We start from the raw sequence: 24,461 nt of genomic DNA, 5'->3' as shown, positions 1-24,461 counted from the left end.
TGTCATCCGCCTTTGCGCGCCAGATAGACGGTCTGGGTGAAAGGCTTGTCCTGCAACGGATTGTGGAAGGTCACCGGTTCCGCCCAGGCCTCGGCGAAGACGGTGCCGAGACGGTTGGTGAAGGCTTTGTCCTCGCGCGCATCCGACCACAAGCCAAAGATGCCGCCGGGCTTCAGGTGGTCGGCAAGCGCCGTCAGACCGGGTGTCGCATAGAAAGCGGTGCTGCGCTCGTCGAGCAGCGCGTCCGGCGTGTGATCGATGTCGACGAGGATCGCGTCGAGCAACCGGGGGGGGCGTTCGCCTGCAAATCCGGTCGATCCCTGCGCGAGTGCAAAGAAATCGCCTTGCTCGAGCCGGCAGCGCGGATCGGCGGTCAACTCCGCACCGAGCGGCAACAGACCCTCGCGGTGCCAGTCGAGAACCGGTTCCAGCATCTCCACAACGGTGAGAGACGCGAGACGCGGATGGTCGAGCGCGGCCTTTGCGGTGTAGCCGAGCCCGAGCCCGCCGACTACGACATCGAGTGCATCGCCGGTGCAGGCGTCGAGGCCAATTTTCGCAAGCGCGATTTCGGACGCCGTGAACAGGCTCGACATTAGGTGTTCGTCGCCGAGGATGATCTCGAAGACGTCGACATCGAGCGCCAGAAGTCGACGGCGGCGCAGCGACAAAGCGCCGATGGGGGTCGGCCGATAGTCGAGTTCTTCAAACAATGCGCTCACGCTCGGGCTCCCTGGGCGGTTTCGACCCTGCGGCTCGCGCCTGGGTCTCCCCCTTATCGGCGCTTCGCCACGCCGGAGCAAGTTGTCGGGGCGGGCCAGTCAGCGCGCCAGCCAGCCGCCGTCGACGATCAGCGTCGTGCCATGCATGAAGCGTGCGGCGTCGCTTGCCAGAAAGACGACCGGATCGGCGATCTCGGACGGTTCGCCCCAGCGGCCGGCCGGGACGCGGGCGAGGAGGTCCTTCGAGCGGTCATCGTCGTCTCGAAGGGCTGCGGTGTTGTCCGTCGCGATATAGCCGGGAGCGACAGCGTTGACGTTGACGCCGGATGACGCCCATTCGTTGGCGAAGGATTTCACCAGGTTGGCGACCGCGCCCTTGGTGGCGGCGTAGCCCGGTACGGTAAGCCCGCCCTGAAAGCTCAGGACGGAGGCGAGAAAGACGATCTTGCCGCTTCCGCGAGCCACCATCTTCGCACCCAGATCGCGGGCGAGTTGAAAGGGCGCGGTGAGGTTCACGGCCAGAACATCGTCCCAATCGGCATCGGAATGGCTGACAAGCGGCTCGCGACGGATGATCCCGGCGTTGTTGACCAGAATGTCGATCCGTTCGTCGGCCTCATCCAGCCGGGCAATGAGACCTGCGACCGCCTCGCGCTCACCGAGATCGGTCCGATAGTGCCGGAAAGCCCGTCCCTTTTCGCGAACCGCTGCGCCGGTCTCACCGCCGTCGTCGGGAAGGCTGGTGCTGACGCCGACGATATCGGCGCCGGCATGCGCAAGCGCTTCGGTGATCGCGCGCCCGATGCCTCGGCTGCATCCGGTGACCAGTGCCGTGCGCCCGCTGAGGTCGAATGGCGAGGCGGGGGGCGGATGCGTCATGGTCAGGTCGCCCGGGCTGCGACATTTGCCAGCACCAGCTTGCGCGGATCGCCGATGAGGGCCGCATAGCGGGTCAAGAAGCGGGCCGCGTCCGCGCCGTTGAGGACGCGGTGATCGTAGCTGAGATCGAGCGGCACCATGGGGACGGGCGTCCAGTCTCCGTTCTCCCAGGCCGGCACGGTCTCCATGCGGGTGAGACCCAAAATGGCAACCTCCGGCGGATTGACGATGGGCGTGAAGGCGGTACCGCCGATCCCGCCGAGGCTGGAAATCGACATGGAGGCCCCGCCCATTTCCTCCGCGCGGATCTTTCGGGCCTGCGCGCGTGCCGCGAGATCGGAGATTTCCGCCGCGATCTGCCAAAGACCCTTGCGGTCGGCATCGCGCACGACCGGAACCATCAACCCGTTTGGCGTGTCGACGGCAATACCGATATGGACGAAGTGCTTGAGATGGAGCGTCTCGCCATCGGCGGAGAGCGATGCATTGAACCGGGGGAACTCATGCAGGCACTGTGCGAGTGCCTTCACGTGGAAGGCAAGCGCCGTCAGCCGCGTGCCGCGCTCCGCCGCCTCCGCCTTCAGGCCGGCGCGAAACGCCTCGACCGCGCGCATGTCGGCGCGGTCGTGATGGGTCACCTGCGGGATCATCGCATTGGCGGCGGCAAGGTTCTTCGCGGCGACCTGCGCCATGCGCCCAAGCGGTTCCTCGCTGACGGCGCCATAGGCGGAGTGATCCACGTTCCAGTACCGGCTGTGGTCGGAAGTCGGGGCGGCATGCTCGCCGCTCAGGTGCCAGTCCACATCCTCACGCGCCAGGGTCTGGCGTCCGGTGTTGGAGGCGAGGGCGTCGAGATCGACGCCCTGCTGACGCGCATAGGCGCGGGTCGAGGGAGAGGCATTGATGGACATTGCAGATCTCCTACCAGCTTGCGGAAATGTACTGGGTTTCCATGAATTCCAGCATGCCCTCGTGCCCGCCCTCGCGGCCGAGACCGGATTGCTTTACCCCGCCAAAAGGCGCCGCGGGGTCGGAGACGAGGCCCCGGTTGAGGCCGACCATGCCGTATTCCAGCCTTTCGCAGACCTGCAGCGCCCACTTCATGTCTTTTGAAAACACATAGGCGACAAGGCCGTATTCGGTCGCATTGGCACGTCGAATAACGTCTTCCTGGTCGGTGAAGGTCTGGATCGCCGCGACGGGACCGAAGATCTCGTCGTGCACGCAGTCCGCCGTTTCGGGGACACCGGAGAGGACCGTGGGCGGATAGAAGAAGCCGGTGCCGTCAGGCTTGGTTCCGCCGAGTTCGATGACCGCGCCCTTGCGCACCGCGTCCTCGACGAATTCAGCCACCTTGTCGCGGGTCTCCGCATTGACCAGCGGACCGACGTCGACGCCGTCCTCGATGCCGTTGCCGAGCTTCAGCTTGCCCATGGCGGTGACATATTTTTCGGTAAAGGCCTGCGCCACGCTTTCATGGACGTAGAAGCGGTTGGCGGCGGTGCAGGCCTCGCCGAGATTGCGCATCTTGGCGAGCATCGCGCCTTCCACCGCCACGTCGAGATCGGCGTCCTCGAAGACGATCAGCGGTGCATTGCCGCCAAGCTCCATCGCCGGTTTCAGCACCTGGTCAGCTGCGGAATGCAGCAGCTTGCGTCCGACCTGGGTGGATCCGGTGAAGGATACCACGCGCACGCGCGGGTCGTGAAGCATGTGGTCGACCAGCGCCCCGGTGCGGCGCGAGGGCAGCACATTGACGAGGCCCTTCGGAACGCCGGCTTCTTCCAGAAGCGGCATCAGCGCCAGCATCGTCAGCGGCGTTTCCGACGCCGGCTTGATGATCACCGGACAGCCGGCGGCGAGCGCCGGAGCGATCTTGCGCGTTCCCATCGCGGCCGGATAGTTCCACGGCGTCACCAACACGGCGATGCCGGCCGGCTTGTGCTGGACGAGAATGCGTGCGCCGGAGGCCGGCGCATGGGTAAGCATGCCATCAGCACGCACGGCTTCCTCGGCGAACCAGCGGAAGAATTCTGCGGCATAGGTCGCCTCGCCGATGGCGTCGCCACGCGCCTTGCCATTTTCCAGCGTGATCAGGCGGGCGAAGTGATCGAGCCGCGCGGTCATCAGTTCCCACGCCTTGCGCAGCACTTCCGAGCGCCGGCGCGGCGTGTAGCCGGCCCATTCGGCGAAGGCGGCCTGGGCCGCATCGAGAGCCGCATCGGCATCCGCGATCTCGGCCGAGGCGACGGAGGCCAGAACCTCTTCGGTCGCCGGGTTGATGACGTCGAAGCGGACGTTCTCGGCTCCGGGACGCCAGTCGCCGTTGATGTAGAGATCGGTGTAGTCCATCGGAAACTCCAAGGGTCAGAGCCTGAGTTCAAAGAAGGTGGCGAAGCGGATTCTCGAGCCGTCCGGCAAATTCGGAAACGAGTGCGATTGCCGCGCGCGCGTCGAGATCTCCGGGTGCGCACTCCAGCGTGAGGGTGAGCGTCTCGCCATCCTGCACGAGGGTCAGGACGGGTGCGGCTTCCGCGCCCATGCGCAACCCGCTCAGCGACGAGGCGCGCAGGTCCCGAACGATCAGGTCCGCTTCTTCGGACGCGGTGTATTCATCGTCCTGGGCAGGTGCTGGAAAACGTGCCGAGCCGTACATGGTTTCAACAAGGACTACGGGATCCGCATGGCCTTCGACGGCGGAAAGGCTCGCCTTGGCGAAACCGGCAAGCAGCGTCGTTGCATCGGCGGACCTGTCGGTTTCCTCACGCGCCCATGCGAGGAAACGGGCAAGCCCGTCCGAAGACACGCGGGCCGAGAGATGGCGCGCTGCGGTTTCTCCTGATGACGCAGCCGTTGCTGCGTCCCGCGCCGGCATCGTCCTTAGCGTTTCGAGATCGCGGACATGGAAGGGCTGGGGATGGCCGGCCTCTACCAGGCGGGAGAGGTTGAGGCCTTCCTCAAGCGCCAGCCGCCTGGCCTTGGGCGAAGCGAGAATGACGCCTTCGACTGCAGCGACCTTGACTGGTGCGGGTGTCGGTTTGACCGGCGCGGTCGCCTTGGCCGGCGGCGCCTCTTGCGCCCTTGTGCCGGACGCCGGCGATGCCGCCGCCGGCTTGGCGGCGGCTGCGGCGCTTCTGCGCTGTGGATCTGCGGGCTTTTCGGCCGAGATGATCGCGACGCTCTCGCCGACCGGTACGCTGTCGCCGGCTTCGGCCAGAAGGGCCGCGATAAACCCGTCGTGTCCCGCCGGTACTTCCATCGTGCTCTTGTCGGTTTCGACCTCAAACAGCACATCGTCGGCTGCTACCGCATCCCCTGGCGCCTTTTGCCAGGAAACCAGAAGACCGGTGTCCTGGGCCATGCCGAGCGCCGGCATGATCACGGATTTGCCCTCCGGCATGTCGGTGGAAGCGGACTCGTTTGGCGGTTCTTCAACAGCTTCCGGCTGCGCGGCGGGATCGGCCTCGTCCTCTTCCGCGTCGGCGGTTTCGGCGATCACCGCGACCACGTTTCCGACCGGCACATTGTCGCCGGCAGCCGCCGTGACCCTGGTCAGAAAGCCGTCGGCTTGCGCCTCGACCTCCATGGTCGCCTTGTCCGTTTCAACCTCCATCAGCGCGTCGCCGGCCTTGACCGCATCGCCCGGGCTCTTCAGCCAGGAGACGATCAGGCCAGAATCCTGAGCCATGCCGAGAGCCGGCATGATGACGTCATGCGGCATGGATCATCTCCCCGGCCACCAGCCTGCGGGCCATGGCCGTCACGGCGTCGACCGTCGGGACGGTCAGATCCTCAAGCGCGGGGGAGAAGGGTACCGGCACATCCATTGCGCCCATGCGCACCACCGGCGCGTCAAGGTGATAGAAGGCTTTCTCGTTCAGTCGGCTGGCGATCTCCCCCGTCACGCCGTAGCTCTGGTGGCCCTCGTCGATGACGATGGCGCGGGAGGTCTTCTTGACCGAGCGCAGCAGGGTCTCCTCGTCAAGCGGCACGATGGTGCGCGGATCGATCACCTCCGCCTCGATGCCTTCCTTTGCCAGCGCTTCGGCGGCGGCCTCGGCAACCTGCACCATGGAGGAGGTGCCGATCAGGGTGATGTCCTTTCCCTCGCGCTTCACGTTCGCCTCGCCGAAGGGGATCAGGTATTCCTCTTCCGGCACCGGCGCCTTGTCCTGATACATCAGCTTGTCTTCGAAGATTACGACGGGATTGTTGTCGCGGATCGCCGTCTTCATCAGCCCCTTCGCCTCATAGGCGGAGGAGGGAAGCGCCACCTTCAGGCCGGGAATATGCGCGACCAGCGCATGCAGCGACTGCGAGTGCTGAGCGGCCGAGCGGCGGGTCGCGCCGAGGTTGGTGCGCAGCACCATCGGCACATTCAGCTTGCCGCCGGACATGTAATAGGCCTTGGCGGCCTGATTGCAGAGCTGGTCCATGATCAGGAACAGAAAGTCCCCGAACATAAGGTCGACGATCGGACGCGATCCCGTAAGCGCTGCACCAACGGCGATGCCGGTAAAGCCGGGTTCGGAAATCGGCGTGTCGATGATGCGCTCGGTGCCGAATTCCTCGACAAGACCCGACAGCACCTTGAAGGGTGTGCCGGCCTCGGCAACGTCCTCGCCAAGCAGGAACACGGTTTCGTCGCGGCGCATTTCCTCGGCGATCGCTTCGTTCACCGCTTTTGACAGTGTGATCTCTCTCATATCGCGCCTCCTCATGCCGCACTGGGCGCGTAGACATGCATGTCCACTTCGTTCTCGTCGGGATAGCGGGCGGCCTCCGCATAGGCGACAGCGGCCTGCGCGTCTTCTTCGACCTCGCTCTTCAGCTTCTCAAGGTCCTCGGAGGATGCAATGCCCTGGTCGGTCAGCCACTTGCCGAAATTGACGATCGGGTCGCGCTCGGTCTTCCAAAGCGCTTCCTCGTCCTTGGCCCGGTAGTATTCGCGGTTGATGTCGCCGACGTGGTGGCCATGGTAGCGGTAGGTATCGAACTGGATGAAAAAGGGGCCTTCGCCCTTGCGCGCCCGCGCCACCAGCTTTTGGGTCAGGTCGTTGACGGCAAGCACGTCCTGTCCGTCCACAACATGCGCCTCGATGCCGAAGGCCTCGGCACGCGCGGTGAGCGAGCCGGCGGCGATTTCCGCGGTCTTGGTGTATTCGGAGTAGCCGTTGTTCTCGCAGGCATAGATCACCGGCAGGCCCCAGAGTGCCGCCATGTTCATGACCTCGTACCAAAGCCCCTGGGCGGTTGCCCCGTCGCCGAAGAAACAGACCGTGACATCGCCTGTCTTGAACATCTTGGCGCTCAATGCCGCTCCGGTGGCGATGCCCATCGAACCGCCGACGATGGCATTGGCGCCGAGGTTGCCGTTGCCCTGGTCGGCGATATGCATCGATCCGCCCTTGCCCCGGCAATAACCTTCCTCCTTGCCGAGGAGCTCGCAGAACATCTCCTTGAAGTTCGCGCCCTTGGCCACGCAGTGGCCGTGGCCACGATGGGTCGAGGTGATCTTGTCGGTCTCCGTCAGGGCCTCGCAAATGCCCACCGCCACGGCCTCCTGGCCGGAGTACATGTGGGTCAGGCCCGGCATCTTGGCGGAGAGATAGAGCTGGTTGGCCCTGTCCTCGAAGGCGCGAATGCGCATCATCTGGCGATACATGCGCAGATAGTCTTCCGTATTCGTCTTCTTTTTTCGTGCGGCACTCATGTCTGGCCTCCTCCCTGGCCGGCGCCGGCCGACGCCGGCGCCCGTATTCGTCAGTAGCGGTTGGCGATCGGAAGATCCTCGGCCGGGAACAGGCTGATCACCGTGCATCCCTTGTCGGTGACGACCACCTCTTCCTCGATGCGCGCAGCGGAATAGCCATCGGACGCCGGGCAGTAGGTCTCCAGCGCGAACACCATGCCGGTCTGGATTTCCATCGGATTGTCGAGCGAGACCGCACGGCTGATGATCGGGCGTTCGTGCAGGGCAAGGCCCAGTCCGTGACCGAACTGCAGCCCGAAGGCGGAAAGCTCGTCGGGAAAGCCGAACTCCTCCGCCTTGGGGAATGCCTTGGCGACCGTGTCCGTCGACACGCCCGGCTTGATCAGGGCGATGGCGTTGTCCAGCCACTCGCGGCAGCGGATATAGGCGTCGGTTTGCGACGGTGTGGCGCGCCCGACGTTGAACGTGCGGTAGTAACAGGTGCGGTAGCCCTGATAGCTCTGCAGGATGTCGAAGAACGCCTGGTCGCCGGGGCGGAAATACCTGTCCGTGAAGTTGTGCGGATGCGGATTGCAGCGCTCGCCGGCAATGGCGTTGATCGCCTCGACGTCGTCGGAGCCCATCTCGTAGAGCATCTTGTTGGCCATCGCGACGATGTCGTTTTCGCGAATGCCCGGACGCAGTTCCTGCCAGATCATGTGATAGACGCCGTCGACCATGCTGGCCGCCTGGTTGAGCAACTGGATCTCGTCGATGTTCTTGATCTCGCGTGCACCCAGCATGACCTGCTGGCCGTCGACGACGTTCAGCCCCGCTTCCTGGAGCGCGAAGAACATCGCCGTTTCGGCATAGTCGACGCCCACCGGCATGTCGGCCATGCCGGCCTTCTTGATCAGAGAGGCAATCTCTTCCGCGTAGCGTTTCATCAGGCCGAAGCTCGGCGGGATCGTGCCGCGCATGCCAACGACGCCGGCGCGGCAGCGCTCCGGATCGAGCCAGTCGCAATACTCCTTGTGATGCACCGCGGCCGAACCGAAATCCCAGACGTAGGGTTCCTCGTCGCCGGCGAGCAGCGCGAAGCGGCACATCTTGTCGCGTTCCCACTCGCCGATCTTGGTGCCGGTGATGTAGCGGATGTTGTTGACGTCGAAGGTCAGCAGCGAGCCGAGCCCGGACTTTTTCAGCGCGTCCTTGGTGCGCGACAGGCGGTAGCGGCGCAACCGATCGTGGTCGACACGGCGCTCAAAGTCGACAGCAGTGTGCCCGAGAGCAGGAATATGCCTGTCCCAGCGCCAGTTTGGATCGATGTCGCCCGGCTGCAGGATGCGGGGATTGAGAGCATTGGTCATGGAAAGGTCTCCCTGGGCGGCGCGCCACAGCGCTTGCCAGCCGATCTTGGTGTTGGTGATGAAGGTCCGCTATCGGGACTAAACCGCACATGGTGTCGCGCCGTGTCGCACAGCGCGTTGCGTCACTGCATGATCATGCCGCCGTCGATCATGATGAGCTGACCGGTCATGTAATCGCTCTCGTTGGAGCACAGGAAAGCCGCCGTTCCCTTGACGTCATCTGGGTAGGAGTAGCGCTTCATCGTGATCATGGTCTTGGCGAGGTGGTCCATCGACTGGCCTTCCTCCTCAAACATCCCGATTTCGACGAGGTCCTTGTCGAGTTGTTCCCAAAGCTCGGTGCGCACCACGCCGGGTGCATAGCCGTTCACAGTAATGTTGTGCTCCGCCAGAGCCTTGGCGCCGCCGATGATCAGGGCAAGGGAGCAGTATTTGGAGCAGGAATAAGGTATGACATCCAGAAAGGCGGTGCGGGATACGATGCTGCCGACGTTGACGATCTTGTAGGGGCCTTTGTCCTTGCCCTGCGCGATCATCTGCTTGGCGGCTTCCTGCATGCCGAAGAGCTGCCCCTTGGCATTGATATTCATGATCAAGTCCCAGTTTTCCTCGTCGATATCGAGGAACATTCTGGGCTTGTTCACCCCGGCATTGAGCAGGGCTATGTTGATCGATCCAAAGGCCTCGACCGTCTTTGCCACGGCGGCGGTGTTGTCCTCGCGCTTGGTGACGTCCAGCTTGACCGCCACGGCCTTGCCGTTGCCGGCGGCGTTGATGCGTTCCGCCACCTCGCGGACCCCGTCGACATTGATGTCACCGATGCAGACATTGGCGCCTTGCGCGGCGAAATACTCCGCATTGGCCGCCCCCATTCCCTGGGCGGCGCCGGTGATCAAGATGTTCTTTCCCTTGAGACGATTGGGGTCCATTTTTTCCTCCCTGAGTGGATTATTGTCTCATGACCTGGGCCGCCCGCGCCTGGGCGCGCTCCAGAGCATCGCGCGGGGGGATGACGCCCCGCAGCATGTCGTGCATCTCCTGCCCGCAGATGCTGATGATCTTTGAGATTTCCGGGATCGGCGGGCGTGGCCAGAACTGAAGCTCGTCGCGCCAGGACATCGCGTCCACAGCCTCGAAAATGGTGGAAAGGCGCCGAACCTCCGGGTCCGCGCCAACCGAATAGCGCGGCGCGGTGCGGCTGCCGTTGACGACGTAGAGCTTCTGCGCTTCCGGTGACGTGAAGGCGATCAGGGCCTCGGCCGCAGCCGCCCGTCGCTCCTCGGGAAGGTTTGCGGGCACGGCAAGCACATAGCCGCCAACCGGCGCGACCGGGGACCCCTTCGGGCCGGGCGGATGGGGCAGGTAGCCGGTCTGCCCGCAAGCCGGAGAACTCGGATCCTGCTCGAAATACGGAGCAAGCAGCGTGTAGCCATAGGCCATTGCGACACGGCCCGATGCATAGGGGCGCACGCGTTCGTACCAGGACATGGAGAGGATATCGGGTGGTGAAAAGTCCAGCAGCGCCTTGAGGTATTCCGCCGCCTCGAGGGCGCGGGGCGTGTCTATGGTCGGTTCGAGATCGGGTCTGTCCAGATGGTCTGCGTCATACCCCCCGGCGATCCGCTTCATGTTGATGATCGGTTGACCGAAATCCGCGCAGGTCATGATGAATGTATGGCCAAGCGCGGTGCCACGCGCGGCGTTCCATGCGATCCCGTAGCGCCCTTGGGTCGGATCGTGCAGTTTGCGGGCTGCCTCCAACACCGCATCGGATGTCGATGGCGGTTCGAGCCCGGCTTCGGCAAAGAGATCGCGGCGATAGAAGAACAGCTCGGGCGTGGTCTGGCTTGGGACACCGTAGGGTCGCCCGTTCCAATGCGCGGCGCGCCAGCCGGCGGTGTGAAAGTCGCCGGGATCGAGGCGTTCGACGTCCAGAACTTCATCAAGCGGGAGCAGAATGCCCTTTTTCACGAACTCGCCGATCCAGGGAAGGTCGACGGCGATCAGATCGTAGCGGCTTGCCGGCCTTTCGGAATTGCGCAGGGTCTCCTCGTGAAGCCGGTCGATCGAAAAGGCGCGCTGGTGGATCTTGCTGCCGACCAGCTGTTCGAACTGGCGTTTCAGGTTTTCCATCACCATGAAGGTCGGATCGCCATGAACCAGGATCCGCAAGCCGCCGGGCAGCGCCAGCGGTTCGGGCAGAACCTGTGGCGGTTGGATCGAATGGCCGGCCATATAGGACCCGCCGTAGTAGTAATCCGCTTCTTCGGTTGTGGTCGGGCTTCCGCCGAACGCCTGCTGCGCGATCCGTTGCAGCCTGTCGGAGAGTTGCCGCCATTTCTGGATGAGGGCGGCACTTGGATGCAGAGAGAAGCTTCGCCCGCTCCTGGTGCGCGGACGCTGCTCGATCAGCCCGCTTTTCTGCATTTCCGCGAGCTTTCGCATGGCGGTGGCGTAGGGAACGCCGGATGCCGAAACCAGCGCCGAGGCGGTGACGACACGGCCTTCCAGGTGGCTGCGCATCAGATGCATCGCCATATTGAAGTATGGGTTCGGAGCACTCGGTTCTATGCTGGTTTCAACTTCCCCGGCGAAGGCTTCAAGAAAGCCGATGACATCGAGCATCTCGGCACGGTTGTCGCCCGCCTGCCCCGCCACGAGGGCGTCAGCTGAATATCCGCTTTGGATGTTCGGGGCAGACAGGGCGGTCACTTTGGGTTCCGTTGTGGTGTCGACTGCAGAGCGAAAACGTCGTGTCATATCGATGTTCTTTCAAAATGGTCATTTCCGAGCTGGTGACGTTACCGTCAAGTCGTCCACTTTGGATATAAAAATATCCAATATGGATAAAAATCATGCGGTACAAAAGCGGCGCCGGGAGAATGATCTTGGTACCTGATTGTTACGGGATGCGAATCCCCGCCCGGGAGGTCGAGGCGCAATCAGCACGAATGATTTTCCATGGGAGGAAACACTTATGACGCTCAAGCTCGCAGCCGCGCTCGTCGCGACCACCGCCCTTGTCGGCATGTCCGGCGTTGCCCAGGCAGAGACCTACAAGATCGGCATCACGCAGAACAATGTCGGCGTCGACAGCTATCAAACGACATATGAAAAGGCCTTCATCGCTGCCGCGGATGAAAACGACAATGTCGAGGCGGTGGTGCTCGACGCCGGCGGCGACGTCGCCCGCCAGATCGCGCAGATCCAGGACCTGATCCAGCAGAATGTCGATGCGATCATCATTTGGCCGACCAACGGCAAGGCCGTCGTCCCGGCCGTTCGCAAGGCCCATCAGGCTGGAATTCCGGTTGTCGTCACAAACTCCAACATCGCCGAGGAAGGGTTGCAGTTCATCGCCTCCTTCTCCGGTCCCGACAACATCACCCAGGGCGCACGGTCCGCGGAACTGATGTGTGAGGCACTCGGCGGTGAGGGCAAAATCGTGCAGATCTCCGGCCAGCCGGGATATACGACCGCGATCGAGCGGGCCAAGGGGTTCGAGGACCGGCTTCCGGAAGTTTGCCCGGACGTGGAGCTGATGGAAACGCAACCGGGCGACTGGAACCGTGAGAAGTCCCAGCGCGTGATGGAAAGCTTCCTGGTGAAATACGACAATATCGATGGTGTCTATGCCGGCGACGACAACATGGGCGTGGGCGCGCTGAATGCCGCCAAGGCGGCCGGTCGGGCCGGCGACATCGCCTTCGTGGGGGCAACCAACTTCGCCGTCGGTTACGAGGCGATGGCGCGGGGCGAATACTACGGCTCGATCTACCAGTCGCCGGTCGACGATGCGGAAGCCGCGCTGAAGACGGCGCTCGACGTGCTTTCCGGCAAGGATGTGCCCGCCCTCAACTACTTCGACACCCCGAAGATCACCAAGGCGAATATGGACGAGTTCGACAAGCCCGTCTTTTGATCCTCCCACCTTCGGCGCGGGCCCTTTGCGGGTCCGCGTCGTTTCTTTTCAAGCTTTGAAACGGGGGGAGGCGTCATGGGACGTGTCTCGGGGCGCACCTGTCTGGTGACGGGCGCAGCGCAGGGTATCGGCCGTGCTATCGGCGAGGCGTTGCTGGACGAAGGGGCCGATGTTTGTTTCGCCGACATCAATGGCGAAAAGGTCGCGCATGTGGCGGGGGAAAACGCCGAGCGTGCCGCCGCCGGCGGCGGCAAGGTCATGTCGGCCGCGGTGGATGTGTCGAAGCGCGAGCAGGTACGGGAGATGATCGCACGCGTCGCTGATGCCTTCGGCCGCGTCGATGTGAAATTCAACAATGCCGGCGTGAATCGGCCGATGAACTTTCTGGACGTGACCGAGGAGAACTGGCGGTTCATCATGGATGTGAACGGTCTTGGGGTGCTCATCGGCATGCAGGAGGCTGCGCGGCAGATGATTGCGCAGGGCGGTGGCGGCAAGATCGTCAACACGGCCTCGATCGCCAGTCGTCAGGGCTTCGATAACGTCGCGCCCTACTGCGCATCCAAATGGGCGGTGGTCTCGCTCACCCAATCGGGTGCCCGCGACCTCGCACGACATGACATCACCGTAACCGGATTTGCGCCGGGCGTGGTGGCGACGGAAATGTGGGAGGAAGTCGACCGCGATCTCATGGCAATCGGAGCATCCGAGCGCCCCGGCCAGGCGATGGAGGAGTTTTCGTCCGAAATCCTCAAGGGACGGGTTGCGACGCCGGCCGATATCACGGGCACGACAACATTTCTGGCGTCGCGCGACAGCGACTACATGACGGGCCAAATCGTCATGATTGACGGCGGCATGACATTGGTCTGACGCCGAAACCGCTGCAAAGACCGGCGGGACATACGGGGAGGAAAACCGGATGGCGGACCCACGCCTGAAATCCATCGGCGATCTGCTCGCCCGACAGGGCATCCTGATCGCGTTTGCAATATTCCTGATCGGCTTCGCGGTCTTCAGTGACCGTTTTCTGACACCGGAAAATCTGGCTACGGTGATCCGGCAGGCGTCGATCATCGGTGTCATGGCCATTGGCGTCACGGTCGTTGTGATCGGCGGAAATCTCGACCTGTCTGTCGGATCGATGCTGTCGTTTTCGACCGTCCTCGTCGTCGACCTTCACGACAAGATCGGCCCGGAAATGGCCATTGTGGTGACCCTGGCCGCAACGCTGTGCATCGGGGCGATCAACGGATTTCTGGTGGGTGTGGCGCGGCTGAATTCGCTGATCGTCACGCTCGGCATGCTTTCGGCGATCCAGGGGCTTACCCTGATCTATACCGGTGGAAAGAACGTCGACATTCTCGATCAGGAAACGACGTGGTTCGCGATTTTCGGGCGGGGCTATGTCTTTGGCATCGCGACGCCGATCGTCATGTTCCTCGGGCTCGCGCTCTTCATGCATGTCGTCATGGCCTATACGCCGTTCGGGCGCAGGGTCTATGCGGTCGGCGGCAACCCGACCGCCGCCGTGTTTTCCGGCATTCGCCGCTCGCGACTGGTGTTTACGACCTATCTGATTTCGGCGTTTACGACGGGCATCGCCGCGCTGATCCTGGGAAGTCGGGTAATGGGCAGCCAGAACAATGTCGGGCAGGGCTACGAGCTTCTTGTGCTCGCCGGCGTCATCCTCGGCGGAACGTCGCTTCTCGGCGGTTCCGGCAACATTCTGAAGACCGTGATCGGTGTGCTCATTCTCGGGTTCATCCAGAATGGACTGCTGCTCATGGGCTATCCCTATTACGCCCAGTGGCTCGTGACCTGGGTGGTCATCATTCTTGCGGTCTGGCTGGACATCGCGGCGAAACGCGGCCGGCTGCTGTCGCCGATCGCTTGAGGAGAAAACCATGGCTGATACCTCGAAAAATGCCTTTCTCTCCTGGCTGACGCGCAACCCGATCTGGGGCTTCATCGTCATCATCTTTGTGTTTTTCAGCTTCTCGAACGAATATTTTTTCGACCTGCAGAACTTTCAAAACATCCTCGTGCAGACCTCGACCATCGGTTTGATCGCGCTGGGAATGACGCTGGTCATGATCAACGGCAACATCGACTTGAGCGTGGGCGCTGTGGTGGCTCTGGCGGCCAGTCTTGCGGTTGATCTGCAAAGCTGGGAGGTGTTTGCCGCATGGGGAAGCTGGGCCATTCTGCCGGCTGTGGCGGCGGCGCTTGTCGCCGGCATCGCGCTTGGCGCGTTGAACGGCTTCATCGTGTGGAAGACGGGCGTGGATGCCTTCATCGTAACCCTCGGGGCGATGATCGGGGTACGCGGGCTGGTGTTCATCTATACCCGCGAAGAATCCTTCTTCGCCTCGGATTTTGCCTATTCGGACTTTGGTTCAAGCGCGGTCGGCCCCCTGCCGACGCTCGCCGTGCTGTTCCTGCTCTTCACCGTTTTGACGCATCTCTTGCTGTCGCGCACCGTTCACGGGCGCAACACCTATGCCGTGGGCGGCAACCGGGAAGCGGCCGTCAACGCCGGCATCCGGGTCGGGCCGCACATGATGATCAATTTCATGCTCATCGGGTTCTTCGCGGCGCTCGCCGGGGTGACGCTGTCGTCTCAGATGGGCGCGGCCACGCCCAACCTCGGGCGCGATTATGAGCTTTGGGTGATCACCGCGACGGTTCTGGGCGGCACCAAACTCACCGGCGGGGCGGGCAACATCATCGGCACGTTCGGCGGTGTGCTTGCCATTGGCATCCTGCGCAACGGCATGAACCTGATGCAGGTTCCCGCATTCTACGTTCTCGTCATTCTGGGTGTGATCCTGATTGCGGTGCTGTTTCTCGACAAGCAGCTCAACCGTCGCGGAAAACAGGAGTTGAAGACATGATGGCGTCCGTTCCCGCCCTGCGGCTTGAGGGCATCGTAAAGACGTTTCCCGGCGTGCGCGCGCTCGATGGCGTGAGCTTCGAGGTGCTGCCCGGCGAGGTTCACGCGCTCCTCGGCGAGAACGGCGCGGGCAAGTCGACCCTGATGAAGACGCTCGCCGGCATGCATCAGCCAAACGAGGGCCGCATCTTCATTGAGGAGAACGAAGTGGTGATGCGCACGCCGCTCGAGGCAAAGTCCAAGGGCGTTGTGCTGATCCACCAGGAGCTCAGTCTCGCGGAGGAAATGTCGGCGGCGGAAAACATCTATCTCGGCGAATTGCCCGTGAAGAGCTTCGGGCGGGTCGACTGGAAGACGCTTTATGCCAAGGCCGGCGAGATCCTGAAGCGGCTCAATTGCAAGTTCGGGCCCGAGACGCGCGTCAGCGACCTGTCGATCGCCAACAAACAGATGGTGGAGATCGCCCGTGCTTTGACCGTCAACGCCAAGGCGGTGATCTTCGATGAGCCGACAGCGTCGCTCACGGATGCGGAAAAGGTGGTGCTCTTCGACGTTATCCGCGACCTCAAGGCGCGCGGCGTCGGCATCGTCTACATTTCGCACCGAATGGAGGAGATTTTCACGATCTCCGACCGGATCAGCGTCCTGCGCGATGGTACCTATCGCGGAACGCTGATCACCGCGGACACCGACGAAGACGAAGTCACGCAGCTGATGATCGGGCGCAGCCTCGACCTGTCGCGCAATGTCGAACACGCCGAGTTCGGCGGCGTGGAGCTCGAGGTCCGCGGGCTTTCCTGCGGATCGTTGTATCGTGACATCAACTTCAATGTTCGCTCCGGCGAGGTCGTCGGCTTTTACGGTCTGGTCGGGGCGGGGCGGACGGAGATTGCCGAAACGCTGTTCGGCCTGCGTACGCCGAGTTCCGGCACGATCCTGCTGGAGGGCAAGGAGGTTCGCATTTCCTCTCCGGTGGACGCGATCGCCAACGGCATTTCGCTGGTTCCCGAAAGCCGCAAGGAGCAGGGGCTGGTGCTTGGCATGAACTGCCGCGACAACATCACCCTGCCGCAGGTCGACGACTTGACTGCGGGACCGTTCGTCTCCGATGGTGCGGAACTGGCGATTTTCGAGCAGTACCGCGACCGGCTGGAGATCAAGACGCCAAGCTGGCGTCAGGCGGTCAAAAATCTCTCGGGCGGCAACCAGCAGAAGATCGTCATCGGCAAGTGGCTGGCGATGCGGCCCAATGTGCTGATCGTGGATGAACCGACGCGGGGGATCGACGTCGGGTCCAAGTCGGAGATCCACAATCTGATCCGCGAACTGGCGCGCAGCGGCTATGCGGTCATCGTGATCTCCTCGGAGATGCCGGAGGTGCTGCATGTCTCCGACCGGGTGATCGCCATGTACAGCGGCGAGATCATTCGCGAGTTCACCGCAGCCGAAGTGACCGAGGACAATCTCGTTCAGGCAATTTCCGGCATTCGTGCGGAAAAAGTGGCGTGATGCGGGTCGGATTTGCCGGCCTGGGCCGTATGGGCGCGCATATGGCGCGCAATCTCGCGCGCGCCGGGCATGACGTGACGCTCTGGAACCGCTCGCGTGACAAGGCGGATGCGCTGGCCGCGGAAATTGGCTGCGCCGTTGCGGCAACTCCGCGCGAGCTTGCAGAGACCACACATGCTGTCATGACAATGTTGGCGGATGATGCGGCGTCGACGGCTGTGCACGACGGACCGGATGGTCTCTTCGCCGCACCCGGGGGGCGTAGGGTGATTGAGATGGGAACGATGAGCCCGGGGCATATCGCGGCCCTTGCCGCTTCGGCCCCGGACGGGGTGCGGGTGGTCGATGCACCGGTGTCCGGTGCGACACAGGCGGCGGCCGACGCGCAGTTGATGATCATGGCCGGCTGCTCTGAGGCCGAGGCGATGGAGTTTCACCCGCTGTTCGATGCTGTCGGGCGAAAGACGATCTATCTGGAACGCCCGGGTGCGGGCTCGGTGATGAAGCTTGCCGTCAATTCCCTTATCCACGGTCTTAACCAGACGCTGGCCGAGGCGCTGACGCTCGCCGAGGCCTCGGGCATCGCGCCGGAGCTTGCCTTCGACGCCATAGAGGCGTCTGCCGCCTGCGCGCCGATGCTGTCCTATCGTCGCCCGCTTTATCTCGACGAGCAGGCGCATGCGGTGACCTTTACGGTCGCGCTTGCGCGCAAGGACATGGAGGTGACTGCGCGCCTTGCCGACACGCTGGGGGTTGCCATGCCCCAGGGGCGGGTGACACTCGCCAAGCTGCGCGCGGCGGAGCGTCGTGGATATGAAAGCCGCGACATGGCGGCAATGGTGAATTTCATGCGGGAGGAAAAGCGATGAAGGCTGTCTTGTTCGTTGGCGGCTGGGAAGGGCACGCGCCCACTGCATTCTCCGACTGGTGCGAGAACCTCCTGCGCAACGAGGGTTTCGATGTCACCGTGCATGAAACCCTGGAGCCGCTCGCCAATCCCGAAGGTATGGCCGACGTCGACTTGATCGTTCCGATCTGGTCGTCGGCGCGCTCGTCGCATCAGCCGGAATTCGGCACCATGACGAAGGCGGAAGAGGACGGTTTGTTGTCCCTTGTCGCCAAGGGCTGCGGTATTGCCGGATGGCACGGCCACATGGGAGATGCCTTTCGCGACCGGCCCACCTACCACTTTCTCATTGGCGGGCAGTTCGTGGCGCATCCGCCCGGTTGGCCCGACAATCCGGTGCCGTCGGATGATTTCGTCGATTACGACGTGACGATCACCCGACCGGGAGACCCGATCGTTCAGGGGATCAAGAGCTTCCGGCTCCATTCAGAGCAATATTACATGCTGGTGGACCCCTCCAACGAGGTGCTGGCGACGACGACTTTTTCCGGCGATCACCTGTGGTGGATCGAGGGCACCGTGATCCCCGTCGTGTGGAAGCGGCGTTGGGACAAGGGGCGGGTGTTCTACTGCTCCATCGGCCACACGCTGGACGATCTCAAGGTGCCGCAGGTGACCGAGATCATCCGTCGCGGCGCCGTCTGGGCGGCCGAAGGCAAGGCGCTCGCCGGATAAATCCGGCGGATTGGCATATTCTCGTCGTATTGAACATTCAGGTTTCGAGAAGTTTTCTGATCCCGGGTCTGCTCGGGATGTGGGAATCCCGCGGCCAGTCGTCCCTCGGGGCGCTGGCCGACGTATTTTTGAGACTGAAAGGACTTGCGATATGAAATCCGAAACCGTCGATGGTGCCACCCTCGAGACCTGGGGTGTGGATGAGGTGAGCGGGGCGCTGGCGCGGCGTGAAATTGTGCTGATCGATGTCCGCAGCCCGCAGGAATTCATGATCGAGCACATCGAGGGCGCGCTTTTGAGCCCCATCGCCTTCTTCGATCCGAGCTTCCTGCCGCGCGACACGGACCGACGCATTGTCCTGCACTGCGGGTCCGGCATGCGCTCGGAAAAGGCGGCGCGCGCCTGCCTTGAGGCCGGGTTCGAGCGGATCGCGCACCTGGGCGGCGGCATGGCAGCATGGAAGGCCGGCGGACAGCCGTTCGTTGGAACGGACATGGCGACAGGTGCGCCCAAGCGCATGACGGCCGCCTAGCTGTTTGCTTTCGTCCCTGTGCCCGCATGCAAGACCGGGCGCGATCCGGTTTTGCATGCGCGAGCGGCCATCTGCGGTTAGCTTGGCGACACTGGGTCAATTGCCGAGGGGCTGTATCGCATCATGGACCGCTTGAGCGTCATGCGGGCGTTTTGCCGGATCGTCGAGTTGAACAGCTTCTCGCGGGCGGCCGAAGACCTCGGGTTGTCGACAGCACTTTTGAGCCGCGAAACCAAGCTTCTGGAAGAAAGCCTTGGCTGTGTGCTCCTGTCCCGCACCACCCGCAGCATGACGCTCACCGACAACGGCAAGCTCTACTATGACGAATGCCGGCGGATCCTGGAGGACGTTGGGGCGCTCGACACGGCCCTGCGTGCCGGTGCTGGCGTCGTGCGCGGGCGCCTCAAGGTCAATGCGCCGCTGTCCTTCGGGCTGGCGGTGCTCTCGCCGATGTTGCCGGCATTCCTCGCGCGCTATCCGGAAATCGACATCGCCCTGACGCTCGACGACCGGGTGATCGACATGGTGGAGGGCGGCCACGATGTCTCGATCCGGGTGCGTGCGGAGTTGCCGGATTCCTCGCTGGTCGCGCGGCGGCTTGCGACCGCTGACCAGCGTCTCTACGCATCTCCGGCTTATCTCGATGCGCATGGGCGCCCCCGAACGCCCGAGGATCTCAAGGCGCATCGGATCTGCGCCTTCACGCTTGCCGATCACGCAACGGTCTGGGCGCTGTCCGATGGGACGGACCATCATAGGGTCGCCATCCAGCCGCGCCATACCGCGTCCAGCAGCCTGTTCCTGAAAGACATGCTCGAGGCCGGGCAGGGGATCGGCGCGCTTCCCGGGTTTCTGACCGGTGCGGCCGTTTCGGCGAAGCGGCTGGAGCGCGTTCTTCCCGACCATGCCTTGCCGGACCGGCATGTCTTTGCAGTGCTTGCCGCGCGCCTGGGCGCGGATGCGAAGACCCGCGCCTTCCTCTCCTTCGTCGAAGAAGCGCTGGCCAGCACTGCGCAGTTGCGTCCCTGATTTTTCAACCCACGTAAAAAATCAGTTGTGACGCGACGCCTGTTTCGCGTTCCCGGCGTGGCGCATCTTTCCGTTCGATCACACCCCGAGCGGAGAAACCGTCATGACCCGAGTGCTTGTTCTCTATTATTCCAGCTATGGCCATATCCGTGAGATGGCGCGCGCGGTCGCGCAAGGCGCGCGAAGCGTCGAAGGCGTCACCGTCGACGTCAGGCGCGTGCCGGAAACGGTTCCGGCCGACATTCGCGATCAGGCCGGCTATATCACCGACACCGAGTCGCCGGTCGCCGCCGTCGCCGATCTTCCCGCCTATGACGCGATCCTGTTCGGCACGCCGACGCGCTTCGGCAACATGGCCGCGCAGATGAAGCAGTTCATCGATCAGGCCGGCGGCCTGTGGGCGACCAATGCACTCGTTGGCAAGGTCGGGGCGGTCTTTAGGTCGACAGGGTCGCAACACGGCGGTCATGAGGCGGCGATCCTCACCTTCCATGTGCCCCTGCTGCATTTCGGCATGGTCATCGCCGGGCTGCCCTACACCTTTGCCGGACAGACGCGGATGGATGCGCATGTCGCGGCACTTGCCAAACGGCTGCACCGCCGGGCCGAGGGCGGCCTGGCTGCCGTTCTGGAGGGCGTTTGACATGGCGCGCATCCTCGATGTGTTCGCAACGGCGCTCGCACCCGCCATCTGGGGCAGCACCTATATCGTCACGACCGAGCTGCTGCCGCCTGGTCATCCACTGACGCTCGCGGTCCTGCGGGCGTTGCCGGCGGGGCTGTTGTTGCTCGCGGTCGTCCGCCAGCTGCCGCCGCCGCAGTGGATCGGACGCATCCTCGTGCTCGGCGCGCTCAATTTCGCGGTGTTCTGGTCGCTTCTGTTCGTTGCCGCCTACAGGCTTCCCGGCGGTGTGGCGGCGACGCTTGGTGCGGTTCAGCCCCTGCTGGTGCTGTTCCTCGCCCGCGTCGCCCTTGGCAACCCGGTCACGCTCTTGTCGGTCGGGGCGGCGCTCGCGGGGCTTTGCGGCGTGGCGCTGCTCGTCGTCGGACCGGCGGCGTCGCTCGATCCGGTCGGCGTTCTAGCTGGTCTCGGCGGGGCTGCCGCCATGGCCGGCGGCACCGTCTTCAGCCGCAAGTGGCAGTCGCCTGTCTCGCTCCTGACCTTCACGGCCTGGCAGTTGACCGCGGGCGGATTTTTGCTGCTGCCGGTGGCACTGTGGGTCGAACCGCCATTGCCGTCGTTGACTGCGCAGAACGTAGCCGGCTTCGCCTATCTTGGTCTGATCGGCGCCGCGCTCACCTATTATCTCTGGTTTCGCGGCATTGCCCGCCTGGAGCCGGGACCCGTGTCCGCGCTTGGCTTTCTCAGCCCGGCAATCGCCGTTCTTCTGGGGTGGATTGTGCTTGAGGAACAGCTCACAGCGCCGCAGATTGCCGGCGCGCTGGTCGTGCTCGCGAGTGTCTGGGCCGCCCAGGCCGCGGGCCGGCGCGCGGCACTTCCGCCGAGGCCTGCAAGGGCGGCGTGACGCGTGGTCGGTGAGCGTGGTTCAAACCGAGACGGTGGCGTCGCCGACGCAGATCGTGTGGCCTTCGTCATCGCGCACACTAAGCCGGACAATCGCGGAACGGGCGTCGAGTACCTTGGCGATGCGCCCCTCGACATGGATGGTCGCGCCGACAGGGAGCGGTCTCAGGAAACGGGTCTGCAGGGTCTGGATTGTCAGTCCCGCTCGCCAGGCGCACAGTGCCGCCTCGAACTGGCCCATCACCAGCATGCCATGCACGATAGAGCCGGGCAGGCCGACGCCTTGTGCGGCGCTGTCGTCGAGATGGATCGGGTTGCGGTCTCCTGAGGCGTCTGCGTATGCCTCGATGTCACGGGCTGGAAGGTGGCGCGCATTTCCAGAAAGCAAACGGTCCCCGACCGTAAAAACGGGTCCGGCGTCAGCCATGCGCCGGCTCTTTGCGGTTCACAAAAAGGACGATCTCGGCGGTGAACTCCTGCAGGAGCGGGCCGTCCCCGTCGTGGACACGGCCGCGTAGGACGAGCCGGTCGTCACGTTCGGGATTGGCGTGCCAGTCGAGAGAGACCGCGTAGAGCCGGTCGCGTTCAAGCGGCGCGTGATAGGTGAATGCCTGCGCCTGGTGAACCAGCATGGCCCCGCGCTCGCGCGCGATTGCCTCTATCCGCCCGCCCGACTCAGCCCCGGCGAAAACGGTGAAGGCGTAGGTCGCCGGCACATGTCCGGCTGGAAACGTCGCCGGAGATCCACCGGCGAGCGCCCGTGCAAAAGCATCGACCTTAGCCGATGCTGTGTCGAGCACCGCATCAGGCAAAGCGATCCAATTCGGTGCGGGCCCTTGTGACACGTTGACCTCGTCAGTCGTATTTGCGCAATGCCAGCGTGGCATTGATGCCGCCGAAGGCGAACGAGTTGCTGAGCGCAGCCGAAATCGGATGCGCGCGCGCTTCGTTCGGAACGGGATCGAGGTCGCACTTGGGATCGGGGCCCAGCCAGTTGATCGTCGGCGGCGCGATCTGGGCACGCAGGGCTTCCACGGTCACCACAAGTTCGATGGCACCAGCCGCGCCCAGCGCATGGCCGTGGATCGGCTTGGTGGAGGAAACGGACAAGGATGACAGTCGGTCGCCGAACACCTGTCTCAGAGCGCAGGTTTCGGAAATGTCGTTCAGGATCGTTCCCGTGCCATGGGCATTCACATAACCGATCTCGTCCGGTGACAGGCCGGCGTCCTCGAGCGCTGCATTCATCGATCCGGCCGGGCCTTCGACAGTCGGACGCAGGAGATCGCCCGCATCGGAGGTGGTGCCATAGCCGGCAATTTCGGCGAGAGGGGTCGCACCACGGGCGAGCGCATGCTCCAGTTCCTCGATCATCAAGACGGCCGCGCCTTCGCCAAGCACCATGCCGTTGCGCTTTTCGGAGAAGGGACGGCAGGCCTCTGGCGCCATCACGCGCAGAACTTCCCATGCGCGGAAGGTCGAGGGGGTGAGCAATGCTTCGCTGCCGCCGACGACCGCCGCGTCAATAATGCCGGCGCGTATCATCTGCAATCCGTAGCCGACCGCCTGGGTGCCGGAGGCGCAAGCGCTCGAAATGGCAAGCGATGGGCCGCGAATTCCGTAGCGCATGCTGATCTGGGAGGCGGCCGCGTTCGGCATCACCTTGGCGATCGACATCAGGTCGGGGCGTTCATGGGTGACGTAGAAGCTGTAGTTACCGTTGTCGGTTGTCCACGCGCCGCCGATACCTGACCCGATTATGGCGCCGGTGCGCGCTCCGCGCGGGGTCTTGGTGTCGATGCCTGCGCTTTGCAACGCTTCTTCTGCCGCGACAAGCGCAAGCTGCGCGAACCGGTCTGTCGTCTTGAGCTCCTGAAGCGTCAGGTGCTCCGCCGGCTCAAACCCCTTGATGTGGGCAGCCTTGGTAATCCGCTGGCGCGGGTAGCGATCGAGCAGAAACTCGGATACGCCGGTGCGCCCGTCGCGCGCGGCGGTCCAAAGGCTTTCAACGCCATGTCCTGTTGCGGTAATCGCCCCCATGCCGGTGACGACAACGCGGCGTGTCTTGCTTGTCACGCGGCATCTTCCTTCATGCGAGCCGCCAGAACCTTCAAGAAGTCTCCCACTGTTTCCGCATCGGCCAGATCGCCGTCCACGGGAATATAGACGCCGAATTCCTCTTCAATCGCCATCAGGACCACAACCATGTCAGCGGACTGGATGCCGAGTTCTTCGAATGTTGCGTCCGGCTTAAGCTTCTCACGCTCGACCATTCCCTCTTTCGCGACGAGATCCAGCAAGCGATCGAGCGTCGCGGGGTCAATCCCTTCGGCCATCTGTTCCATCTCGTGCCTTGTTCCCTGGTGATCCGATATCTTTTCGGCTGTCATAAAAGGTCGCGCGCCCCGGTTCCAGAACGAATTTCCACAAAACCGGTGATCGATAAAGATTTTCCGGCGGATCGCTGGCAGAAAGCCCTGTCGAGAAGCCTTGTCATTGTGTTGTTTCGTCCGCTATTCAAAGTCATCCTTGCCAGTCTGCACCACAGGCAGGGCGACAATTTGGTGACTGGATGTTTGGTCGCGGCATGCGGCATGAGAACCGGGCTGTCTCGAATGTGGGGAAGGAACGAGGATGTCACGACGTGACGAAACAAGCGAAGGTGCTCTTCTCGGGTTGTTGCTCAGCGCGCCGATCGTCGCCATTCCCCTGTTTCAAATTCCAATGATGATCTGGGCTCGCTGGACCTTTTATCAGCGCCACCCCGACTACGTCCAGCATAGCGCCCCAACCATTAGCCGTG

25 protein-coding genes are annotated in these 24,461 nt (G+C 63.3%); 11 read left to right on the top strand and 14 right to left on the bottom strand.

The annotated features are described in order from the left end of the window. Positions 1 to 2 precede the first annotated feature (2 nt). From BLU32_RS10345 to BLU32_RS10300, 10 genes are all read right to left on the bottom strand, one after another. Positions 3 to 722 carry a spermidine synthase gene (locus tag BLU32_RS10345; RefSeq protein WP_093806750.1) on the bottom strand — a complete coding sequence of 240 codons (720 nt, stop codon included), beginning with the start codon at positions 720 to 722 and terminating at the stop codon, positions 3 to 5. Positions 723 to 821: 99 nt separating this feature from the next. Beyond that, on the bottom strand, positions 822 to 1,601 hold the full coding sequence (locus BLU32_RS10340) for an SDR family oxidoreductase (protein ID WP_093806748.1): 780 nt from the start codon (positions 1,599 to 1,601) through the stop codon (positions 822 to 824). Positions 1,602 to 1,603: 2 nt separating this feature from the next. Further along, a complete protein-coding gene (locus BLU32_RS10335; protein WP_093806746.1) occupies positions 1,604 to 2,512 on the bottom strand; it encodes a 2-oxo acid dehydrogenase subunit E2 in 909 nt (302 codons plus the stop codon). A 10-nt stretch (positions 2,513 to 2,522) separates the two neighbouring features. Continuing rightward, positions 2,523 to 3,953, bottom strand: coding sequence for an NAD-dependent succinate-semialdehyde dehydrogenase (locus tag BLU32_RS10330; protein WP_093806744.1), 1,431 nt, complete (start codon positions 3,951 to 3,953; stop codon positions 2,523 to 2,525). A gap of 28 nt (positions 3,954 to 3,981) precedes the next feature. Beyond that, positions 3,982 to 5,322, bottom strand: a complete 1,341-nt coding sequence (locus BLU32_RS10325) for a biotin/lipoyl-containing protein (RefSeq protein ID WP_093806742.1) — start codon at positions 5,320 to 5,322, stop codon at positions 3,982 to 3,984. Further along, positions 5,312 to 6,307: an alpha-ketoacid dehydrogenase subunit beta gene (locus BLU32_RS10320; protein WP_093806740.1), complete on the bottom strand. Its 996-nt coding sequence runs from the start codon at positions 6,305 to 6,307 to the stop codon at positions 5,312 to 5,314. The genes BLU32_RS10325 and BLU32_RS10320 overlap by 11 nt, the downstream gene beginning before the upstream one ends. A gap of 11 nt (positions 6,308 to 6,318) precedes the next feature. Continuing rightward, positions 6,319 to 7,314, bottom strand: a complete 996-nt coding sequence (locus tag BLU32_RS10315; RefSeq protein WP_093806738.1) for a thiamine pyrophosphate-dependent dehydrogenase E1 component subunit alpha — start codon at positions 7,312 to 7,314, stop codon at positions 6,319 to 6,321. A gap of 50 nt (positions 7,315 to 7,364) precedes the next feature. Further along, on the bottom strand, positions 7,365 to 8,663 hold the full coding sequence (locus tag BLU32_RS10310; RefSeq protein ID WP_093806736.1) for a Xaa-Pro peptidase family protein: 1,299 nt from the start codon (positions 8,661 to 8,663) through the stop codon (positions 7,365 to 7,367). A 122-nt stretch (positions 8,664 to 8,785) separates the two neighbouring features. Next, entirely contained in the window at positions 8,786 to 9,592 is an 807-nt protein-coding gene (locus tag BLU32_RS10305; protein ID WP_093806734.1) for an SDR family NAD(P)-dependent oxidoreductase, read from the bottom strand. Positions 9,593 to 9,611: 19 nt separating this feature from the next. Beyond that, the gene (locus tag BLU32_RS10300; RefSeq protein WP_093806732.1) at positions 9,612 to 11,423 is read right to left on the bottom strand and encodes an extracellular solute-binding protein; all 1,812 of its coding nucleotides are present in this window, start codon (positions 11,421 to 11,423) and stop codon (positions 9,612 to 9,614) included. 217 nt (positions 11,424 to 11,640) lie between these two features. Here BLU32_RS10300 and BLU32_RS10295 point away from each other — a divergent pair, with 217 nt between their 5' ends. From BLU32_RS10295 to BLU32_RS10245, 11 genes are all read left to right on the top strand, one after another. Then, positions 11,641 to 12,585, top strand: a complete 945-nt coding sequence (locus BLU32_RS10295; protein ID WP_093806730.1) for a sugar ABC transporter substrate-binding protein — start codon at positions 11,641 to 11,643, stop codon at positions 12,583 to 12,585. Positions 12,586 to 12,660: 75 nt separating this feature from the next. After that, positions 12,661 to 13,458 (top strand): SDR family NAD(P)-dependent oxidoreductase, encoded by a 798-nt coding sequence (locus BLU32_RS10290; RefSeq protein WP_093806728.1) that lies wholly within the window; start codon positions 12,661 to 12,663, stop codon positions 13,456 to 13,458. 49 nt (positions 13,459 to 13,507) lie between these two features. Next, on the top strand, positions 13,508 to 14,482 hold the full coding sequence (locus BLU32_RS10285) for an ABC transporter permease (RefSeq protein WP_093806726.1): 975 nt from the start codon (positions 13,508 to 13,510) through the stop codon (positions 14,480 to 14,482). Between the two features lie 10 nt (positions 14,483 to 14,492). Beyond that, a complete protein-coding gene (locus BLU32_RS10280) occupies positions 14,493 to 15,482 on the top strand; it encodes an ABC transporter permease (RefSeq protein WP_093806724.1) in 990 nt (329 codons plus the stop codon). Next, a complete protein-coding gene (locus BLU32_RS10275) occupies positions 15,479 to 16,990 on the top strand; it encodes a sugar ABC transporter ATP-binding protein (protein WP_093806722.1) in 1,512 nt (503 codons plus the stop codon). The genes BLU32_RS10280 and BLU32_RS10275 overlap by 4 nt, the downstream gene beginning before the upstream one ends. Next, positions 16,990 to 17,859 (top strand): NAD(P)-dependent oxidoreductase, encoded by an 870-nt coding sequence (locus BLU32_RS10270; RefSeq protein WP_093806720.1) that lies wholly within the window; start codon positions 16,990 to 16,992, stop codon positions 17,857 to 17,859. The genes BLU32_RS10275 and BLU32_RS10270 overlap by 1 nt, the downstream gene beginning before the upstream one ends. Continuing rightward, the gene (locus BLU32_RS10265) at positions 17,856 to 18,572 is read left to right on the top strand and encodes a ThuA domain-containing protein (protein ID WP_093806718.1); all 717 of its coding nucleotides are present in this window, start codon (positions 17,856 to 17,858) and stop codon (positions 18,570 to 18,572) included. The genes BLU32_RS10270 and BLU32_RS10265 overlap by 4 nt, the downstream gene beginning before the upstream one ends. 151 nt (positions 18,573 to 18,723) lie before the next feature. Beyond that, complete coding sequence (locus BLU32_RS10260; RefSeq protein WP_093806716.1) at positions 18,724 to 19,104, top strand: rhodanese-like domain-containing protein; 381 nt, start codon at positions 18,724 to 18,726, stop codon at positions 19,102 to 19,104. Positions 19,105 to 19,227: 123 nt separating this feature from the next. Next, positions 19,228 to 20,133 (top strand): LysR family transcriptional regulator, encoded by a 906-nt coding sequence (locus tag BLU32_RS10255; protein WP_093806714.1) that lies wholly within the window; start codon positions 19,228 to 19,230, stop codon positions 20,131 to 20,133. Between the two features lie 103 nt (positions 20,134 to 20,236). Beyond that, a complete protein-coding gene (gene wrbA, locus BLU32_RS10250) occupies positions 20,237 to 20,776 on the top strand; it encodes an NAD(P)H:quinone oxidoreductase (protein ID WP_093806712.1) in 540 nt (179 codons plus the stop codon). A 1-nt stretch (position 20,777) separates the two neighbouring features. Then, complete coding sequence (locus tag BLU32_RS10245; RefSeq protein WP_093806710.1) at positions 20,778 to 21,659, top strand: EamA family transporter; 882 nt, start codon at positions 20,778 to 20,780, stop codon at positions 21,657 to 21,659. A 21-nt stretch (positions 21,660 to 21,680) separates the two neighbouring features. Here the strand turns inward: BLU32_RS10245 and BLU32_RS10240 are convergent, their stop codons facing one another. From BLU32_RS10240 to BLU32_RS10225, 4 genes are read right to left on the bottom strand one after another with little or no spacing between them, the layout of a single operon-like run. After that, the gene (locus tag BLU32_RS10240; RefSeq protein ID WP_093806708.1) at positions 21,681 to 22,085 is read right to left on the bottom strand and encodes a MaoC/PaaZ C-terminal domain-containing protein; all 405 of its coding nucleotides are present in this window, start codon (positions 22,083 to 22,085) and stop codon (positions 21,681 to 21,683) included. After that, on the bottom strand, positions 22,078 to 22,503 hold the full coding sequence (locus tag BLU32_RS10235) for a hypothetical protein (RefSeq protein ID WP_157727616.1): 426 nt from the start codon (positions 22,501 to 22,503) through the stop codon (positions 22,078 to 22,080). The genes BLU32_RS10240 and BLU32_RS10235 overlap by 8 nt, the downstream gene beginning before the upstream one ends. Positions 22,504 to 22,513: 10 nt before the next feature. Then, entirely contained in the window at positions 22,514 to 23,734 is a 1,221-nt protein-coding gene (locus BLU32_RS10230; protein ID WP_197673737.1) for a beta-ketoacyl synthase, read from the bottom strand. Continuing rightward, positions 23,731 to 24,003, bottom strand: a complete 273-nt coding sequence (locus tag BLU32_RS10225; RefSeq protein ID WP_029057420.1) for an acyl carrier protein — start codon at positions 24,001 to 24,003, stop codon at positions 23,731 to 23,733. Before BLU32_RS10225 ends, BLU32_RS10230 begins: the two co-directional genes overlap by 4 nt. Positions 24,004 to 24,461 lie beyond the last annotated feature (458 nt).

Origin of the sequence: Stappia sp. ES.058, from assembly GCF_900105595.1 — a bacterium.
Taxonomy (GTDB): domain Bacteria; phylum Pseudomonadota; class Alphaproteobacteria; order Rhizobiales; family Stappiaceae; genus Stappia.
The sequence above is the reverse complement of the archived record's forward strand: the minus strand, read 5'-3'. Positions and strand labels throughout refer to the sequence as shown.

Excerpts from the sequence above, each read along its gene's own strand:
- BLU32_RS10340 (WP_093806748.1), bottom strand. The coding sequence starts at position 1,601 with ATGACGCATCCGCCCCCCGCCTCGCCATTCGACCTCAGCGGGCGCACG.
- BLU32_RS10335 (WP_093806746.1), bottom strand. The coding sequence starts at position 2,512 with ATGTCCATCAATGCCTCTCCCTCGACCCGCGCCTATGCGCGTCAGCAG.
- BLU32_RS10330 (WP_093806744.1), bottom strand. The coding sequence starts at position 3,953 with ATGGACTACACCGATCTCTACATCAACGGCGACTGGCGTCCCGGAGCC.
- BLU32_RS10325 (WP_093806742.1), bottom strand. The coding sequence starts at position 5,322 with ATGCCGCATGACGTCATCATGCCGGCTCTCGGCATGGCTCAGGATTCT.
- BLU32_RS10320 (WP_093806740.1), bottom strand. The coding sequence starts at position 6,307 with ATGAGAGAGATCACACTGTCAAAAGCGGTGAACGAAGCGATCGCCGAG.
- BLU32_RS10315 (WP_093806738.1), bottom strand. The coding sequence starts at position 7,314 with ATGAGTGCCGCACGAAAAAAGAAGACGAATACGGAAGACTATCTGCGC.
- BLU32_RS10310 (WP_093806736.1), bottom strand. The coding sequence starts at position 8,663 with ATGACCAATGCTCTCAATCCCCGCATCCTGCAGCCGGGCGACATCGAT.
- BLU32_RS10305 (WP_093806734.1), bottom strand. The coding sequence starts at position 9,592 with ATGGACCCCAATCGTCTCAAGGGAAAGAACATCTTGATCACCGGCGCC.
- BLU32_RS10300 (WP_093806732.1), bottom strand. The coding sequence starts at position 11,423 with ATGACACGACGTTTTCGCTCTGCAGTCGACACCACAACGGAACCCAAA.
- BLU32_RS10295 (WP_093806730.1), top strand. The coding sequence starts at position 11,641 with ATGACGCTCAAGCTCGCAGCCGCGCTCGTCGCGACCACCGCCCTTGTC.
- BLU32_RS10290 (WP_093806728.1), top strand. The coding sequence starts at position 12,661 with ATGGGACGTGTCTCGGGGCGCACCTGTCTGGTGACGGGCGCAGCGCAG.
- BLU32_RS10285 (WP_093806726.1), top strand. The coding sequence starts at position 13,508 with ATGGCGGACCCACGCCTGAAATCCATCGGCGATCTGCTCGCCCGACAG.
- BLU32_RS10280 (WP_093806724.1), top strand. The coding sequence starts at position 14,493 with ATGGCTGATACCTCGAAAAATGCCTTTCTCTCCTGGCTGACGCGCAAC.
- BLU32_RS10275 (WP_093806722.1), top strand. The coding sequence starts at position 15,479 with ATGATGGCGTCCGTTCCCGCCCTGCGGCTTGAGGGCATCGTAAAGACG.
- BLU32_RS10270 (WP_093806720.1), top strand. The coding sequence starts at position 16,990 with ATGCGGGTCGGATTTGCCGGCCTGGGCCGTATGGGCGCGCATATGGCG.
- BLU32_RS10265 (WP_093806718.1), top strand. The coding sequence starts at position 17,856 with ATGAAGGCTGTCTTGTTCGTTGGCGGCTGGGAAGGGCACGCGCCCACT.
- BLU32_RS10260 (WP_093806716.1), top strand. The coding sequence starts at position 18,724 with ATGAAATCCGAAACCGTCGATGGTGCCACCCTCGAGACCTGGGGTGTG.
- BLU32_RS10255 (WP_093806714.1), top strand. The coding sequence starts at position 19,228 with ATGGACCGCTTGAGCGTCATGCGGGCGTTTTGCCGGATCGTCGAGTTG.
- wrbA (WP_093806712.1), top strand. The coding sequence starts at position 20,237 with ATGACCCGAGTGCTTGTTCTCTATTATTCCAGCTATGGCCATATCCGT.
- BLU32_RS10245 (WP_093806710.1), top strand. The coding sequence starts at position 20,778 with ATGGCGCGCATCCTCGATGTGTTCGCAACGGCGCTCGCACCCGCCATC.
- BLU32_RS10240 (WP_093806708.1), bottom strand. The coding sequence starts at position 22,085 with ATGGCTGACGCCGGACCCGTTTTTACGGTCGGGGACCGTTTGCTTTCT.
- BLU32_RS10225 (WP_029057420.1), bottom strand. The coding sequence starts at position 24,003 with ATGGAACAGATGGCCGAAGGGATTGACCCCGCGACGCTCGATCGCTTG.